Raw genomic sequence first — 390 nt, 5'->3', positions numbered from 1 at the left:
AGGGGCACATCTTCTCGCTCTCACTGCCCGGCAGGTAGCCGAGCTCATGGCCGCCGACCGCGAACATCGGCCGGAAGAAAATAACCTTCCGTAGCTGCTGCCGAACCATAACCGCCTCCATCCCGGCGCAGTGCGCCAGCGCGGACTTCCCCGTCCCGGCCCGGCCGCCCATCGAGACGATGCCGACCTCCGGGTCCAGCAGGAGGTCCAGCGCGACCCGCTGCTCGGCGCTGCGCCCGCGCAGTCCGACCGCCTCGCGTTCTCCGCGCACCAGCCGGACGCGGCCGTCGCCGGTGACCCGGCCGAGCGCCCGGCCGCGCTCGGAGGTGAGCACGAGTCCGGTGTGCACGGGGAGGTCGCTGACGCCCTCGATGGACACCGCGGCGTCGT

At 72.6% G+C, this 390-nt stretch carries 1 protein-coding gene; it reads right to left on the bottom strand.

What is annotated here, in order from left to right; all coding sequences use genetic code 11:
* A partial coding sequence (locus PUR56_RS21990) for a PhoH family protein (RefSeq protein ID WP_329950169.1) occupies nt 1–390 on the bottom strand: 390 nt, incomplete at both ends.

This window comes from Streptomyces sp. BE303, from assembly GCF_036290945.1.
In the GTDB taxonomy this organism is placed as follows: Bacteria; Actinomycetota; Actinomycetes; order Streptomycetales; family Streptomycetaceae; genus Kitasatospora.
The sequence above is the reverse complement of the archived record's forward strand: the minus strand, read 5'-3'. Positions and strand labels throughout refer to the sequence as shown.